Annotated in this window: 19 protein-coding genes; 11 read left to right on the top strand and 8 right to left on the bottom strand. The window is 55.2% G+C overall.

The window, feature by feature from the left end:
• Positions 1-126: 126 nt before the first annotated feature.
• The 5 genes from CPZ00_RS03225 to CPZ00_RS03240 all read left to right on the top strand — a co-directional run bounded on the left by CPZ00_RS03225 (position 127) and on the right by CPZ00_RS03240 (position 5,205).
• Positions 127-372, top strand: a complete 246-nt coding sequence (locus CPZ00_RS03225; protein ID WP_199243383.1) for a HalOD1 output domain-containing protein — start codon at positions 127-129, stop codon at positions 370-372.
• Between the two features lie 85 nt (positions 373-457).
• Positions 458-1,279 carry an IS5 family transposase gene (locus CPZ00_RS03230; protein ID WP_394338434.1) on the top strand — a complete coding sequence of 274 codons (822 nt, stop codon included), beginning with the start codon at positions 458-460 and terminating at the stop codon, positions 1,277-1,279.
• A gap of 537 nt (positions 1,280-1,816) precedes the next feature.
• The gene (locus tag CPZ00_RS15240) at positions 1,817-4,354 is read left to right on the top strand and encodes a hypothetical protein (RefSeq protein WP_157744159.1); all 2,538 of its coding nucleotides are present in this window, start codon (positions 1,817-1,819) and stop codon (positions 4,352-4,354) included.
• Between the two features lie 89 nt (positions 4,355-4,443).
• Positions 4,444-4,872, top strand: a complete 429-nt coding sequence (locus tag CPZ00_RS15245) for a hypothetical protein (RefSeq protein WP_157744160.1) — start codon at positions 4,444-4,446, stop codon at positions 4,870-4,872.
• Positions 4,873-4,914: 42 nt separating this feature from the next.
• A complete protein-coding gene (locus tag CPZ00_RS03240) occupies positions 4,915-5,205 on the top strand; it encodes a hypothetical protein (RefSeq protein WP_096389604.1) in 291 nt (96 codons plus the stop codon).
• On the opposite strand, the gene CPZ00_RS15250 is transcribed toward CPZ00_RS03240, so the two are convergent.
• The 3 genes from CPZ00_RS15250 to CPZ00_RS15260 all read right to left on the bottom strand — a co-directional run bounded on the left by CPZ00_RS15250 (position 5,196) and on the right by CPZ00_RS15260 (position 7,083).
• On the bottom strand, positions 5,196-5,384 hold the full coding sequence (locus CPZ00_RS15250) for a hypothetical protein (protein ID WP_157744161.1): 189 nt from the start codon (positions 5,382-5,384) through the stop codon (positions 5,196-5,198). The genes CPZ00_RS03240 and CPZ00_RS15250 overlap by 10 nt on opposite strands.
• A 538-nt stretch (positions 5,385-5,922) precedes the next feature.
• Entirely contained in the window at positions 5,923-6,543 is a 621-nt protein-coding gene (locus CPZ00_RS15255) for a hypothetical protein (RefSeq protein ID WP_157744162.1), read from the bottom strand.
• A 9-nt stretch (positions 6,544-6,552) separates the two neighbouring features.
• Positions 6,553-7,083 carry a hypothetical protein gene (locus CPZ00_RS15260; protein ID WP_157744163.1) on the bottom strand — a complete coding sequence of 177 codons (531 nt, stop codon included), beginning with the start codon at positions 7,081-7,083 and terminating at the stop codon, positions 6,553-6,555.
• Between the two features lie 106 nt (positions 7,084-7,189).
• On the opposite strand from CPZ00_RS15260, the gene CPZ00_RS15265 reads away from it, so the two are divergent.
• The 4 genes from CPZ00_RS15265 (at position 7,190) to CPZ00_RS03270 (ending at position 9,002) form a co-directional block, all read left to right on the top strand.
• On the top strand, positions 7,190-7,615 hold the full coding sequence (locus tag CPZ00_RS15265) for a hypothetical protein (protein WP_157744164.1): 426 nt from the start codon (positions 7,190-7,192) through the stop codon (positions 7,613-7,615).
• A gap of 138 nt (positions 7,616-7,753) precedes the next feature.
• On the top strand, positions 7,754-8,338 hold the full coding sequence (locus tag CPZ00_RS03260) for a hypothetical protein (protein ID WP_096389608.1): 585 nt from the start codon (positions 7,754-7,756) through the stop codon (positions 8,336-8,338).
• A 55-nt stretch (positions 8,339-8,393) separates the two neighbouring features.
• Positions 8,394-8,678 (top strand): hypothetical protein, encoded by a 285-nt coding sequence (locus CPZ00_RS03265; RefSeq protein ID WP_096389609.1) that lies wholly within the window; start codon positions 8,394-8,396, stop codon positions 8,676-8,678.
• A 24-nt stretch (positions 8,679-8,702) separates the two neighbouring features.
• Positions 8,703-9,002, top strand: coding sequence for a hypothetical protein (locus CPZ00_RS03270; RefSeq protein WP_157744165.1), 300 nt, complete (start codon positions 8,703-8,705; stop codon positions 9,000-9,002).
• A 17-nt stretch (positions 9,003-9,019) separates the two neighbouring features.
• Here CPZ00_RS03270 and CPZ00_RS03275 read toward each other — a convergent pair whose 3' ends face one another.
• Entirely contained in the window at positions 9,020-9,238 is a 219-nt protein-coding gene (locus CPZ00_RS03275) for a DUF2188 domain-containing protein (RefSeq protein WP_096389611.1), read from the bottom strand.
• Positions 9,239-9,338: 100 nt separating this feature from the next.
• Between CPZ00_RS03275 and CPZ00_RS03280 the strand changes: the two genes are divergently transcribed.
• Positions 9,339-9,758, top strand: a complete 420-nt coding sequence (locus CPZ00_RS03280) for a hypothetical protein (RefSeq protein ID WP_096389612.1) — start codon at positions 9,339-9,341, stop codon at positions 9,756-9,758.
• Positions 9,759-10,429: 671 nt separating this feature from the next.
• On the opposite strand, the gene CPZ00_RS03290 is transcribed toward CPZ00_RS03280, so the two are convergent.
• A complete protein-coding gene (locus CPZ00_RS03290; RefSeq protein ID WP_233255128.1) occupies positions 10,430-10,924 on the bottom strand; it encodes an NYN domain-containing protein in 495 nt (164 codons plus the stop codon).
• Positions 10,925-11,037: 113 nt separating this feature from the next.
• Complete coding sequence (locus CPZ00_RS03295) at positions 11,038-12,264, bottom strand: RNA-guided endonuclease InsQ/TnpB family protein (RefSeq protein ID WP_096389614.1); 1,227 nt, start codon at positions 12,262-12,264, stop codon at positions 11,038-11,040.
• A gap of 280 nt (positions 12,265-12,544) precedes the next feature.
• Here CPZ00_RS03295 and gcvH point away from each other — a divergent pair, with 280 nt between their 5' ends.
• Entirely contained in the window at positions 12,545-12,922 is a 378-nt protein-coding gene (gene gcvH, locus CPZ00_RS03300; RefSeq protein ID WP_096389615.1) for a glycine cleavage system protein GcvH, read from the top strand.
• Between the two features lie 4 nt (positions 12,923-12,926).
• Here gcvH and CPZ00_RS03305 read toward each other — a convergent pair whose 3' ends face one another.
• Together CPZ00_RS03305 and CPZ00_RS03310 are read right to left on the bottom strand one after the other, a co-directional pair.
• A complete protein-coding gene (locus tag CPZ00_RS03305) occupies positions 12,927-14,231 on the bottom strand; it encodes a CaiB/BaiF CoA transferase family protein (protein WP_096389616.1) in 1,305 nt (434 codons plus the stop codon).
• 121 nt (positions 14,232-14,352) lie between these two features.
• Entirely contained in the window at positions 14,353-16,005 is a 1,653-nt protein-coding gene (locus CPZ00_RS03310; protein WP_096389617.1) for an ABC transporter permease, read from the bottom strand.
• Positions 16,006-16,026: the final 21 nt, after the last annotated feature.

The raw sequence follows: 16,026 nt of genomic DNA on the forward strand, positions 1-16,026 counted from the left end.
TCAGGGAAACCGGTTCTGTGGAGATAACTGCGGAAGCTGATTGAGGTTGTGTGCCCTATGATTCGACCCATTTTTACTGGTTGAACGTCTTAGACCGGGTTAACGAGCTTACGGAGAGATTTGATTGTGGAACTGAATAATAACAGTACGGCGAGTCAGGCTGTTGTCGAGAAAGTTGCTCAACAGGAAGACGTTGATTCTACCGAGTTGGAGACACCGCTCTATGACGTGGTCGACGCCGATGCCCTGGACAAGTTGGTATCCTCGATGAGCACGGACGGGATAGTGTCTTTCCACTACTCCGGGTACCAGTTAATTGTGGCTGGAGATGGCAGCGTCGAGTTGGCCGAAGAGGACGCACCTACATCCTGAAAATGCTCTGTTGAATCCGCAGAAGGCGGTGGGATAGCGTCGCTCTGAAGGCAGTAGCGAAGCGGAAGAGTCGAATGTGTCCAACATACTCTTCCGCTTCGTTAAGCAAGCCGCGTCGCTGGCTCAAAAGCGCTGTGCCGCCAGTCCAACGGCGGTGAGTGATCCGACTGGCAACGGATTTCCCGGTTGGAAGCATGTCACGCTCCACTTTTTGCGGGTTCACATGGATGCGACGTACCGCGAGATCGTGGATTGGGCGAGTGAGATGGATCGAGTTCGTGGTCTGTTACAGCTGTCGCGAACGGCATTTCCCGCACCCTCAACGCTGTATCGGTCGTTTGAGAGGGTGCCCATGTCGGTGTGGCGAGGATTCCTTCGGGAGTCTGCGAAGATCTGCGATCCGGGCTCGCATGGAGCGATCGATGCCACCTTCTTCGACCGCGAAACGGCATCGAGGCACTATCAACACCGCTCGGATCGCCACATACGCACGCTCAAAACGACGGCCCTCGTCGATACAGACTCGTGTGCCATCCTCGATATTCACTGCTCGGCACACTGGCCTCACGACACGCAAACTGGCCGTCGAGTTGCCCTTCGTAACACCGAGAAAATCGAGAGTCTCGCCGGCGACAAGGGTTATGACGACCAATCTCTCCGGGACGCCCTCCGTTCAGAGGGCGTCCGGCCCTTGCTTCGTCATCGGCTGTTCGCTGCTTACGATCACGCACACAACGCACGGTTGGACAGCGAATTATACGGCCAACGCTGGATGGCCGAGACTGCCTTTTCGGCCATCAAGCGTCGGTTCGGCCCCGCTGTCCACCCTCGCGCGTGGTACCGCGAGTTCCGCGAGCTCGTGTTGACCGCCGCAGTTTACAACCTCGAACGAGCTCTCAAACAGTGATCCCCGCGCCATCATCGGATTCAACAAAGCACAGTCGACGAAACCAGCTCAGACTACACCGTTGAAGCCACAGTAACCGACAACCAAGGAAAAACAGGGACAGGAAGCATAACTCAGACCCTTCAAAACGTTCCTCCAACCGCCTCAGCATCATTCACTCCGAGTGACTGGGATTACAACGACAACGTCGATATTGACTACAGCTTCAGTGACTCGAACGGCAACTTCGACTACGGAGAAATCAAGGTCTACAAAAACGGGAACCAGATTCAGAGCTACACAAGAACCAGTCTTTCAGGCACAATCAGTGATGCCTTCCTTGTAGATGAAACTGATTCAACTTTCAGCGTCAACATAACAGCTTACGACCTCCAAGGAGCGACAGGAGAATACGATGAACAACAGTTCGTCGACAACAAGCAGCCGACTGCCTCAGCAAACTATATTCCTTCAAGCTGGACGTACAACGACAACGTTGACATCGAGTACAATTTCAGCGATCCGAACGGCAACATCGACACAAGAAGCATCACAGTTTTGAAAGATGGAAGCCAGATAGCAAGCTACAGTCCGACACAGAACACAGGCACCCTCACTGATGCTTTCTTGATAGATGAGACCGGCAGCACCTACGAAGTCAATTTACAGGCTACAGACTTGAAAGGATTAACAGGCAGCTCAAGCACCAGTCAGACAGTTACAAACACAGCTCCGGTAGGAGAAATCAGCTCCACTCCATCTACTTGGTACTTCGGAGACTCAATAGACCTGACTTATGATATAACGGACAACGAAGGAGATATACAGACAAGAGAAATCAGGGTTTTCGAGGCAGGAACTCAGATCCACACCTACCCGCTTTCAAACAATTCAGGGACGATCAGTGATGCGTTCACTGTAGACGAAAAAGAGGTCAGCTACAACGCACAACTCTTCCTCGAAGACAGTGATGCCCAGACAGACAGTGAATCAATCAGTCAAACCATTACCGACAACTTCGGTACGCTATCACTGACCAGCCCTGAAAATCAGACATACTTTTCCTACGAAAACAGCGTTGACCTCAGTCATACTGACAGCGATAGAGTTCCAGGAGAAAGCATCAGCTGCGACCTCAAGAAAGATGGTTCGGTATACAAGCAGAGAAGTTTCAGTGAAGGCAGCAGTATCTCAGACAGTGTTTCTGCCGATTTAGGCAATCACAGCTTCACTGTTTCATGCAGTGATGACGCAGCGAACAGCAAATCAAAGACGAAAAAATTCACTGTACAGAACTTTGAGATCTCCAATGTTTCAGGGACTTCGCAGATCTACGAAACTGAGGAAGGATCCTATCACATAGACTTGACTGCTGGGAACATGGTTCAAAACTTCACAGCAAGTCTTTTCTGGAATGGAGAAAAGAAATCTTCACAGACTTTCTCAAATTCAGCTGTTACTTCCTACAGTGAGAATATCCTTTTCAGGCCTCCTCTCCAGCAGAATAATGCTTCAGAGTATAACTGGAATATCCAGGTAGAAGCAGTTTATCAAGACTTCAATGCTTCAACCACTTCGGGTGAACAAAAAAATTCCAGCACTGAGAATCAGACTGTCTGGCAGGCCTACCACAGTCCAAACATTACTGTTTCAAGAGATAGAGTGATAGAGAAAGAAGACTTCCAAGCAGACCTCTCATTCACAAATGAACTTTCTGAGGAAGCAGCAGATATAGATGGATATCTCTCCTTTAACGGAACAGAGAACCAGTCCAGGTCCACAAAGTTCGACTACCCGTTAGTAGGTGACGCAGCCAAATCCAGTACTAAGACGGTTACTGGAAGAATAAATCTCTCGTTCAGAAACGAGTCGCTCTCAAGAGAAGCAGTGTCAAATGACTCTCTGACAGGTCACAAAAAAATACTGACAGACTGTACCAACCAAGTTAACGGCGTAACCGGTGAAAAGGCATTAACCTTCTACCTGAAAAACGAGGAGGATCGCACCCAAAACCTGACCGGGAACATTGACTACAATTTCGACACTACCCACCACGGAGAACACACCAGAAACTACGGCTTCAACAACAGCGGTGTCAAATCCTCAAAGATCTGTATGTACCCGTCTTGGGCGGAGTACAGCATTACAGGACCGCTTCAATACTCAAGTTCACAGGATCAAAACAGCCTGGGTCAAACATTCAAAGACAGGCAGTACAATTTCAACAACTACAGTATAAACAATGTCTCTGAAAGCATTGACCTGTATCTGCTTTCACAGGACTTTGCGACACCGGTTTACTTCCAAGTAGAGGATACCGACGGCACACCGGTCGAAGATGCGACAGTCAAAGTACTTCGGTACTTCATCAGCTCAAACAGTTACTTGACAGTGGCCAAATCCGCTACCGACTCGAACGGTGTCGGAACCACGTATATGCGGATAAACGAGATCTACTACAAATACGTCATCAGCAAAAACGGGAAAACACTGTTAGAGACTGACCGGCAGATATTCGCTTGTCAAACCTCTCCTTGTACGAAGACATTCAGGATTAATCCTAACGTCCAATCCCCGTATTTCGAGACAGAGCAAGGGTTCAGCCACAGCTGCAGGGTTACCCAGAATGATGATGGTAACGTGACCGGGTACCAGTGCACAGTTGACCACGAGTCAGAGGCGATAGGCCAGGCAAATCTGTTCGTGGAGAAAAGACAGGCAATCGGATACAAGAAGATCTGTGACGTGACTGTGTCTTCAGCCTCGTCCTCTATGATCTGCGAGTTCGATGAGACCGCAGCTGGGAACGTGTACAACTACAAACTGACAGCTGAGAAAGACGGTGAGACATTCATCCTGGATACAGGGACGTTGGACTACAGCAAGGGCTTGTTCGAGGAGAATGCAGAGGTAGTTGCTTTGACCCTGTTCCTGACTTTGTCGATGCTTGGCTTGATCAGTCCGTCTGTCAGCATTTTCTTCTCCACTCTGGGAATGCTGGTGGCTGCATGGCTTGGACTGGTGACGGTCGGTGTCTCTGCACTGGGCTCGATTATCGTGGTTGCTGTGATCGTGGCGTTAAGCGGTAGATCGTGAAGAGACCAATCCATCCTAACTCCTATTTTTAAAAAGAACTGTTTCACGGTGTCTATACAGAACCCGTCGTGAGAAACAGCGTGCTCTTCATGTCAACTCTGGTATTCCTGATGGGAGTTATTGGAGGAACAAACTTCCTCAACTCTCTGTACAGCAGTCATAATGTCGACAGCAACACGACTGTTGAAGTAAGGGAAGAGTACGAAGAATACGAAAGGGCAGTAGGGGTTGGAGAATACCAGGATGATCCGAACAGCCTCTACAACCGTATTTCAAACCCTAACAGATACACTGGTATAGGAGCAGTTGACCAGGCTATAGCTGGTGTTCTTGTCGTACCGAAGTTTATCGGAGTCCTGACCACGCCAATTCAGATTGTTGACGGCGTCATCACCGGTCTTCAGCAGTCTACTGTTGGAAGATACATCCCTAATTTTGTTTGGAGCGGATTCCGTATCGGCTTTTACGCTACACTCCTGTACTCAGTGTTCAGCTTGATTATCGGTATGAGGGCGTGAATCTTTGCCGTGGCTTTAGAAACTGTACCTAATGGTTCGGAGATGCCGTACAACGCAAGCGGCGTCCAGACTTTCGAAGGCTTGTTTCAGAGAAGCAATGAGTTCATGGGCGGTGGATTCGGCTTCGGTATTTTGCTTGTTGTCTGGGGAATCAGCTTCTACACATTGAATGATTTCCCGGTACGGGATTCTGTGAGCGCCAGCACTTACGTGACTTTTTTGACTTCCGCTATTTTGACGTTGATCGGTGTGGTCGAACCTGCGTTCACGTTTGTGTTGCTGATTAGTTCGATCACGATGGCGGCTTACAACTACGGCAACAATCAGGTCTGAAGTAGGACTTGGTTTGCCTGTGTGATCAGGTATGATGTGAGGAAGACGGGGGCGAAAGGTATGTTCTCGATGTTGAAGATACGTCCTGCAATTATCATCGTGGAACCGGCTGTGAGAAGCAGTGTTTGAAGACCTGTAACCGGTGTATTTGCTGTTGTTATTCCGTAGACGAAGAGCATAGTTACGTCTCCACGGCTTACCCCCTCAGTTACCCATGCCCAAGCGGTGAAGAAAAGGTAGGAAAAAACCACGGCCAGAAAACCCAGGCCGAAATCCAGGTAAAAAGCACTGACCGGCAACATCAAATACAGAAAAACAGGGGAAATCAATCGACTACGCAAATCCTGAACCGAGACCACTAACCAAAGTACAGTGACCACTCCCAGAGCTAATACTGAGACAGGACTCACTCCGATTTACGCACCTCGCCGGTCATACCTCTTCAACAAGAAACCGCCACGCAGATTGATATCATTCCTTTGCTCAATCATTTTCCCACGACCATTCAGATACAGGACCACTGCATAAGCCATCAAAAGCAATCCTGTCCATCCAACTACAGCTGTGAGAAAGAGAGAAAACCCTGTCAAGAACAACAGTATTCTATAGTACCATTTGTTTGGAAGACTTCCTTTCCTCTGCTTCACCAAATCCAATCTAACCATTACAATCCACCTCTTGAAAGAGAATTAAAAAGAAGAAGATTACAGACCATTGTTACTGGCCTGGCGGTGCTGCATTCCCACCGCTGTTCTGAATTGCATTGGCAAGACTTGGAATCTGCTCGGTCAACTGCTTCAGGTACGGTACAGCGTCTCCAAACTGCTGTCCGAAAGCATAGATCACAATCGCAACCGACACAGCTGTAACCACAAGCATCACCATATCCCTGTTCTCCGCGATGAATCCAGGTACAGTGTACTTCTTGTTTGACTTCTCCAAGTGGCTTGTATAGAAATTCAAGCGTTCATCACGGTTGTCTAACGCCAGTGCATCCAGAGAGGCAACCTGTTTAGACTCTCCCTCCTGGTCCTCAGTCACTAACCCATTTTTATCAGAGAGATCGAATTTGACAGGTACGAAGTCATCATCCTCGACCTCTGCAATCATCAAGAAGTCGGTTCCAGCGGCCGTGGTTTCAACGTAATCCAGTGGAACTGCTTTAGTTTCTTCTCCGGTTTTGAAAACGTGTGCATTAGGCTGATCATCATATTTCAGCCTGACAGCATCAGTGAACTGCGGAACCCATGTACTGCCTCTTTTCCGCCATATTATAGCTTTTGTAGGGAAATAATTCTTCCAAAATAGTATTTTGTCTTTGATTAGGTCAGTTCTCATACAATCATATCATCCTCCAAGTCCGAAGAAGCTCATACCGCTGTCACTGTCGTTATCAGCGTGAGTGGTTTTGGAAACGGTTTTCGTGGTCTTCGCCACAGCATCCAGTGTTCTACCGTCCTTCGCCCGTTTGAACGCAGAATAACAGTTGTCAGTCACAATCTCCATGACTTTTTCAGCGGTTCCACGTTTTGTGATACCGTATTCGCTCCAGTTCTCAGTTAGTTCAAGAGAGATAGCACGGTGCAGGCTTTTCATTACACGTTTGATTTCTGTCTCGTCGTAGATCGAGGTAGTCTGGTTCTTGTCGACGATACCACGCACCAGGCCGACCACGTTCTCCACTCCTTCCTGGTTCAGTAGATTGTTTTCTCGTTCTTTCCATACTCGGGTGGTGTTTCCTTGTTTGTCTTTCTGCTTCACTGGTTCAAGTCCGAGGTGGAATCGCAGTCTGTTCGCCAGTTTATCTGTTTCAAGTTGTTGCTGTAATGCAGTGGCGTCCTGCGATAGCTGATGTTGCTCAGTTATTTGGTCGGTCATACTTCTGAAGACTGTACAGCTTCTCGTTCTTTAAAAAGACTTCCGAGAACCCTTGATTTTCGTCCGACCCGGTTTAAAAACAACTGTACACAACACCTTCTCCGTGATGAAATTCCCTTCATCAAAACCCTGTTCTAACAACCACGCAACATCCCTCACGAAAAGAGGGGGAGGTGACAAATCAACAGTGGATCTTTCCCATTACGAAAGAACCGGTAAAGCTGCAACCGAAGCAGCAATCGCATCCTTCAAAGGCAAAGAAGCTGGACAAGTCTCAATCGACAGACTACAAGGCTACGCAATCGCATTCGTAGTCATTGGTGTGGTCCTAACCGTAGGACTAAGAGTACTGTCCGGAGTCGACGCCCAGATCAACGACACCACAGCAAGCGAAGGAGCACAGCAAGCAATGGACGGACTCGTCACATTCACAAACTGGCTTCCTATCATCGCGCTGGTCGTTGTATCTGCAATAATCATCGGGCTTGTCTCGATGTTTAGAGGAAGCAACGGTTCAAGAGGAATGGCGTAAAACCCATCTCCTTCTTGACCGTTCAAAAGCCAGGAAAACACCTCTTCCTGTGCTTCCTCGGCCTGAAGATGTCTAACTGGCATCCAGTTCAGGCCGTCCACGTATCACTCGTTTTGTTCACGGATGTGCAATCCGATTATGAAAACCAACAACATTTTCGATAAGGCTGAAGGCCAGGTCTCTCTAGACCGTCTGCAAGGCTACGCTATCGCCTTCGTGGTGATTGGTGTAGTTCTGACCGTCGGCCTCTCTATCCTCGGCGGAGTCGAGGACGCAATGTATCTCACAGAAGAAGTTACTGATGAGATGCATCAGCCTGGTACACCGTTCCCAACCAATGTAACGGTGGATAAGGCTACTGATGCGGACTTCCTCCGTGTCTCAGCTGGATCTGAAACAGTGACATTCTATGATTCCAGTGCTGGATCGAACACAACTCTAAGTGAAGGTACGGATTACGACGCGTACTATGATTCCGGCAAGTTTGAGATGCTGAACAGTACGGCGTTGACAGATTATGACTCTGCCAGCGACGAGCTGTACTTTGACTACGATGCTGAGGTTGAGGACGCGAAAGCTCAGCAGGGTGCAAGCTCTGCGATGGATGGTCTGACGACCTTTACGAACTGGCTTCCAATTATCGCCCTCGTAGTCGTCTCGGCCATAATTATCGGGCTTGTCTCGATGTTTAGAGGCAGTGGCGGTACAAGAGGAATGGCCTAAAAATTATTCCAACCTCTCCTTTCTTTTTTAAAGACCAGTTTGCAGAACCTGTTCCATGGCTGAAATAGTACTTGCATTCACTGTTCTTGCCTTCGTATTCGCATACCTGGCCGTCAACACACCGAAAGAACACGGCCCACTACAGATCCTGAACTACGTACTGACCTTCCTAACAATATTCTTCACCGGATACCTGGCCTACGCCCGCAAAGTATCCGAACAAGAAGGCCTGCTCATTGTCTGGAACAACGCTTTCGCCTATGTATTCTATATCGTGGTCGCGTACTTCATGATCTACATCCTCGTGAAGGCGTTTGAACTCTACAAATCCAAGTCATAAACACATCCAAAGGTGCTGACAGCTTTGAACGAATCAAATACCGGGAAGAATAAAGAGAGTAAAAGAAAGGAGAGAGCTGAGAATGGACGTGGGAAAGGAACCCGTGTCTACGTAGGTATGGAGCTGCTTGATGTCTTGGAACGTTTCCAGGAGATCGGGGACTACAGTACGATGCGTGAGGCCAGCGACGAACTTGGGAGAATATTGAAGCGGTATAACGTGTTGCTGGAGGATCCTGAGACTGTGGAACGCAGAAGAGATAGACGTCAAGAAGAAAATGAAGAGGATGAAGATGACGGGTTTGCTAGCTTCGTAGGTTCATAACAGCTTTCTACCTTTTTTTAAGAGTAGGAGTGTTCGTTCTGCACTGGTTTCAGGTCTTGACCTGGTTTCTTGTAGTGGACGTAGACTGTGGCAGGACGGTTGGATTTCGCCAGTGATTTGGCTTTTTCTACAGCTGGTTGCTTGGTGTCTTCAGTGGCTGAGGCTTGCTGTGCAGCTGCTTTCTTGACTTTCCATTCTCTGTCTTGGTCGCTGTAGATGACGTGGTACTCAGTCATGTAGAAGGTGGTCAACCGGTTATTTAAAAAACTACAGTTGCTAATTCAGTGATTAAACCTGGTTTTCGAGGTTTTCTGCCGTGTTTTTGCAGGCTGTGAGGTGGTTCAGTCTTCCGTGGAATATGTTGAGTATATGCTGGAGTCGGATGAATCCGACAGTGAAGTAGTGGGTGATTGGAAAGGAATAGAGGCAATTCTGGAAGAGACTGCTGAGAATGATAAAGTCCGTATCTCTGAGAGAGTTCGGCAGGTCTACGAAGAGTTAGAAGACCGTCGGGAAGTGTTTGACGAGAATCTGGAAGAGATTGATCAGAGAATCCAGAAGCATGAGAACCGGTTAGATGGGACCCATCCGAATGAAGAAGATTCGATCCGCCGGAAGCTGATGCAGTTGCGTGATATGAAGCTGCAGGAGCGGAAGCAGTACTGGCGCGACATCCAGGATCTTAAGGAGGAGCTTCGTGGCTTGTTGGTGAAACTGGATGAGTTGGATCAGCCCGGATTGGAAGAGCTTATTTGACCTTTCTCAGAGGACAGTGATAACTGTATATTTGTCCATCAAAGCTTTTACTAGACTAGCGAACGTTACAGAGAATGCCCTATGCTTGGCACCAAAGAGAAGGCCTCGGCACTCATAGGGCTCGTCGTCGCCGGTGCCGAGCCGGCTCGGAGCGGTGGATCGTCATCGGCCGGGAATCGGTAGGACCGGCCGGGTGTTAAACGCTGCTTCATACCGACGCCGGCCACAGCTGAGTGGGGTCGGACGCGTCAAACCACGAACGAGGAACCGCCCGCCCGAGTGGGGCGGGACGTGAGGAACCGACCGGACGATCGTGCCTATCGTGGCTCGGCCCTCCAGGTGCCGTCGCCGCCGAGGTCGCCCGCGAACGCGTTCTCGGCGTCGATCGTGTTCGGCAACCGCCGTCGGTCGGTCGCGTCGAACGTCGCCGGAACCCCCGCGAGCGGGTCCGCATATCGGTCGCGGGGAGTCCGGTCCGCCTCCGGCGGCGTGGTCGTCGGGGCCGAAGCGATGCCGTCGGTCTCGGGTCGCGGATCAGCCGTGTACTACGGATGCCATCATCGGACCGAACGACCCAATAGATAATAAACGTTCGTGATGAACCAATTCTTTCCGAATGATTAATGATGACGGATCTGGACGGCGGATCGGAATGAGCGATGCCGGCGACGTCACTCCACGAGGTCGCCGTCGAGGGTGATCGAGTCGGTCGCGGCGTTCCGGAGGGCGTCCGACCGCCCGAACTCGCCGGGCGCGATCGCCACGGTTCGCACGCCGTAGCCGTTGGCCGTCTCCACGACCGGCTTGAAGTCGGTGTCGCGGGAGGCGATCGCGAGGGTCGTCATCCGACCCTCGGCGGCGAACCGGGTGGCGTCGACGGCCAGCTTCACGTCGACGTCGCCGGAGGTGATGACGACCTCGTAGCCGCGCGCCTCCGCCGCCTGGATCAGCCCCGGCGTCGCGTGCTCGTCGAGGTACAGGCGGGCGGTCACGAGCGCCCCCTCGGCGGCCGCCGCCGCCCGGACGTCGTCCAGGTCGACGTCGAACTCCTCGCGCAGGACGTTCGGCCCGTCGACGAACAGCGCTACGCCGGGCGTCCGTTCGACGTGGGGGCCCCCGACCGTCGTCGTGCTCGGTCCCGCATCCCCGTCGGCGTCCGCATCCATACGCGCCCTACCGGTCGCGGGAGCATAGGCGTCCCGATCCGCGGTCGTCGCGACGGGCCGGGGACCGACCGCGAGCGGTTTCGGTCGCGATTCCACAGTGAATCACCTCGGGGTCAAGCCCCGAGGCTTCCCGTTTCCACGACGCGCTTTGCAGACACCGAACTGGTGTCCGTAGGGAGCGCAGTCTCCACAGGCGTTGATTCGGGCCATCCCAGCCCTAGTTCAGCAAAACCACGTTGTAGGACATTCATCGCTGCATTCGCATCACGGTCACATTCAAGGCCACAACTCGGACAGGAGTGTTCCCTGACCCAGATAGGCTTCGCCGTCTCCACACCACACGACGCGCACTCTTTCGTGGTGCCTCGCGCTTCGACCTGTTTGACGTGACATCCATACAGGTCGGCCTTGTATTCGAGGAGCGTGATGAACTGTCGCCACGCCGCGTCCTGCTTGTTCCGGGCGTTATGCGACTGTTCGAGCATCCCCTTCACGTTCAGGTCTTCCACGAATACAGCGTCGTATTCGCGGACAAGGCACGTCGTTATCTTGTGCTGGTAGTCCAGCACCTTCCGCTTGATGTGACGCTTGACCTTCGCCACTTTCCGGCGTTGCTTCTCGTAGTTGTTTGACCCTTTCTCCTTCCGCGACAACTTCCGTTGTTCGCGTCTGAGTCGGTCGTATTCGTCTTTGAGGTCGAGCCAATCTACGGTTTTGCCATCGCTGGTGTGGATGTAGTTGAGGATGCCGAGGTCGATTCCGACGCTGTTACTCGTGTTAAGCGAGTTCACGTCGGGTTTCTCGGGTAAGTCAGCATCGTCGGTTTCGAGGCCGAAGGAGACAAACCATTCACCAGTCGTCTCCTTCTTGACAGTGGCCTCTTTGATGTCCGCTGTATCTGGGATTTCGCGGTGGTAGCGGATTTTGATGTCTCCGATTTTGGAGAGCCAGAGTGTCGCGCGTCGGCCACTCGTGTTTTTGAGTTCGAAGCCGGACTGTGAAAACGTCATACTCTGGAACTCCCGTGGCGACTTCCACTTGAGGTTCCCGACCTTGCGACCGTTCTGTTTCTGCTCGGAGAGGGCGTCGAGGTTCTGGTAGAACCGTGTGACGGTTCGTTGCAGAGCTTTCGAGTTAACCTCTGAGAAGATGGGGAACTGGTCTTTCCAGCCGGGGAGTCGGGAGTGGTGTTTGTACGCGGAGCCGATGTCGTCGGCGTCCACGTTTTCATACTCGTACAGGGTGTAGTTGTACGCTTGGCGATGAATGTCGATGTGGTATTCCAGTTCAGCCGCTACCTGTTGTGTCGGGTATGCTGGGTAGCGGTGACTGTACTCCATCGCTGTCTCTTGATTATGGGTGTTTCGACTTAATGGCTTGTATCAGGAGTTGTCGGATTCAACCCCGGGGTCAAGCCCCGGGGCATTCTCCTTGCATTCTGTAAAGCATTAAGGGCGCGGGCGGAAGAGGCGACAGTATGTCCCGACGACCGACGTCGCCGGCCGCCGCGAAACGACGGGCGGCCGACCGGCGACGGACGCCGGAGACGCGACCGTTCGATCCGCAATCGACGCCACGGACACCCAACCCTACCACGGACACCAGACTGATCCACAACCGATGAGCTTCGACGTCCCTTCCGACCGGCGCTACCTGGAATCGCACGAATGGACCACCACGGACGACCCGATCCGGATCGGGATCTCCGCGTTCGCACAGGACGAGCTCGGCGACGTCGTCTTCGTCGAGCTTCCCGACGTGGGCGAGTCGATCGTCGCCGGCGAGACGTTCGGCGTCGTCGAATCGATCAAGGCCGTCTCCGACCTGTACGCGCCGATCTCCGGCGAGGTCACGGCGGTGAACGAGGACCTCTTCAACGCGCCCGAGCTCGTCAACGAGGACCCTTACGGCGAGGGGTGGATGGTCGAGATCGATCCCGACGACGACGCCTTCGATGACCTGTTGAGCGCCGACGAGTATCGCGAGCAGATCGAGTAGCGAGCTATTCCGCGTCGGGCTTCGACGCGTCCGCCTCCGATCCGCTCGTCCCCGATCCCCCGTCCGCCGGGATCGCGCCGGCCTCGCGCAGGCGCTCGATGTCGGCGTCCTCGTAGCCGTACTCGCGCAACACGGCCGTGGTGTGTTCGCCCAGCAGCGGCGGATGGCGACGGTAGGTCGTCGGCGACCGGGAGAAGTGCATCGGCGACCCGGGCATCTCGACGGTGCCGGCAGTTGGGTGGTCCATCTCGACGCGCATCCCGCGGGCCTCGATCTGGGGGTCGTCGAACACCTCCGCCATGTCGCGGACGTGGCTCGCGGGGACGTCGTGCTCGGCGAGCGCGTCCAGGGCCTGCTCGGTCGTCAACTCGGCGAACTCGGCCTCGAGCTCGGCGTCGAGGGCCTCGCGGTTGCGCACGCGCTTGGTGTTGGTCTCGAAGCGGTCGTCCGCGAGCAGGTCGGGCCGGTCGAGGGCCGCACAGAGGGGCGGCCAGAACGGGTCCGACGAGCAGGCCACGACGACGTAGCCGTCCGCCGTCTCGAAGGCTTGGTAGGGGGCGATGTTCGGGTGTTTGCTCCCCATCCGGCCGGGCGCCTCCCCCGAGGCGAAGTAGTTCGCCGCCATGTAGCTCATCCAGGCGGCCTGGCCGTCGAGCAGACTGACGTCGATCTTCTGTCCGCCCCCGCCGTCGCCGAGCTCCCGGTCGAGCAGGGCGGCGAGGATCGCCTGGGTGGCGTACATCCCCGCGCCGATGTCGGCGAGCGCGACGCCGATGCGGACCGGCGCACCGCCCTCGATGCCGGTGATGCTCATCAGCCCGCCCCGCGCCTGCATCATGATGTCGTAGGCCGGCTTGTCGCGGTCGGGGCCCCACTCGCCGTATCCCGAGATCCCGCAGTAGATCAGCTCGGGATTGACCTCCCGGAGGTCCTCGTAGCCGAGCCCCCAATCGGCCATCGTGCCGACCCGGAAGTTCTCGACGACGACGTCCGCCTCCCGGGCGAGATCACGGAAGACCGCCGCGCCTGCGTCGGTCGAGAGGTTCAGCTCGACGGACCGCTTGTTCCGGTTGACGCTGACGTAGTAGGCGCTCTCGCCGGGGTCGTCCGCCCCGCCGCCGAAGGACGGCGGGTACCAGCCCCGGGTCTGGTCGCCTTCTCCCGGGCGTTCGATCTTGATCACCTCGGCGCCGAGGTCGCCGAGCTGCATCGTACAGAAGGGACCGACGAGGACGCGCGAGGCGTCGAGTACCGTCACGCCTGACAGCGGCCCGGAGGATCCCTCCGGGGAACGTGCTTCACCGACCATATGTGTTCATCCCGAGGTGTTCACGCGGCGGGGACTTGAAGCCTCCCTCACGCGGCGGGGACTTGAAGCCTCCCTCACGCGGCGGCGAACCACGCGGCGGAATGCGGCGCCGCCTTCGATCTCACAGCCCTTCCTGTCCGCCCTGCGAGAGCAACACCACCATCGAGAGCCCGGAGATGACGAGCAGCAGCAGCGCCGGAACGGCGGCGTACTGGAAGTAGGCCGCCTCCTGGGCGCGCCAGATCTGTGTGACGATGGTCTCGAAGCCGGTCGGCCGAAGGATGAGCGTCACGGGGAGCTCCTTCATCGTGGTGAGGAAGACGAGCGCGGCACCCGCGGTGACGCTGGGGGCGATCAGTCGGAGGGTGACCCGGCGGAAGGCCCCGCCGGGGGTCTCACCCAGCGTCCGGGCGGCCTCGACGATCGTCGGGTCGACCTGGAGGACGCCCGACCGGAGCGTGCCGACCGCCTGCGGCGTAAACCGAATGACGTACGCGAAGACCAAAAGCGGGATCGTCTGGTAGATGCGGGGCGCGTAGGGGATCTCGAGGGCCTCATAGCCCGCGCCGAAGTAGACGAGCGCGAGCGCCAACACGATTCCCGGGACGGCGAACCCGACGTAGGTCACGCGCTCGGTGACCGCCGCAAGCGGCGACGAATCGCGGGCCGCGAAGTAGGCGATCGGCAGGGCCGCCAACACGGCGACCGCCGCCGCCGCCAGCGCCACCGTCGCGGAGTTGAGCGCGAAGCTCCACTCGAAGGCCAACGAGGGACGGCCGGCGTCCGCCCGGACGAGCCAGAGCCCGAGGATCCAGACCGGGACGACGAGCGCGAGGGTGACGACCCCGACCGGCAGCAGGGTGGCGGGCCACCGCCAGCGCCCCAGCGAGACCGGCGTCCCGCTCCGGCCGCCGGTGCCGCCCTCGACCGACCGGGTCGACCGGATCCGCTGTTCGAGCGCCAACACGACGAGCACGACCGCCAGCAGCTGCAGGGAGAGCATCGCCGCGTACTCCTGGCCGAAGGCGTTGTACTCGACGTATATCTGCTGGGTGAACACCGAGACGCGCATAATCGCCGGCGTTCCGAAATCGGAGATCGCGTACAGCGCCGCCAGCAGCGCGCCGGCCGCGGTCGCGGGCCGGATGTGCGGCAGCGTGACGCGGCGGAACGCCTCCCAGCGCGTGTGGTCGAGGGTCCGAGCCGCCTCGATGAGCGTCGTGTCGAGCGAGAGCAGCGACGCACGTGCCGTCAGGTAGACGTACGGATAGGTGTACAGCGTGATGACGACGATCGCGCCGTGCAGGCCGTAGATCTCGGGTAGCCGTTCGACCCCGAGGGGAGCGAGGAGGTCGTGGAACTCCCCCTGCGGACCGAAGGCGGAGACGAACGAGAACGCGCCAACGTAGCTCGGCACGACCAGCGGGAGGGCGACCGCGACGGTAAAGAAGCGGCGGAACGGCAGGTCCGTGCGCGTCGTGAGGTACGCCAACGGCACCCCGATCAGGATCGACAGCGCCGTCACGCCGCCCATCAGGAGCAGGCTGTTGAGCAGGATCTCGGCCGTCCGCCAGCGAAACAGCAGCTCGCGCGTGCGCTCCGGATCCACCGTGACCGCCTCGATGACGAGCCAGCTCAGCGGGAGCACGAACGCGAGCGCGATGCCCACACACAGGAGTGCGAGCCCGCGTGAGGTCTCGAGGGATCCGAGTCGCGACCGGACGGACCCGAATCGTGACCTGACGGCGACGAGGATCGTTCGGGCGTCTCGCATAACGGTTCCTGCTCGAATGAA

Origin of the sequence: Halopenitus persicus (assembly GCF_002355635.1) — an archaeon.
GTDB lineage: Archaea > Halobacteriota > Halobacteria > Halobacteriales > Haloferacaceae > Halopenitus > Halopenitus persicus_A.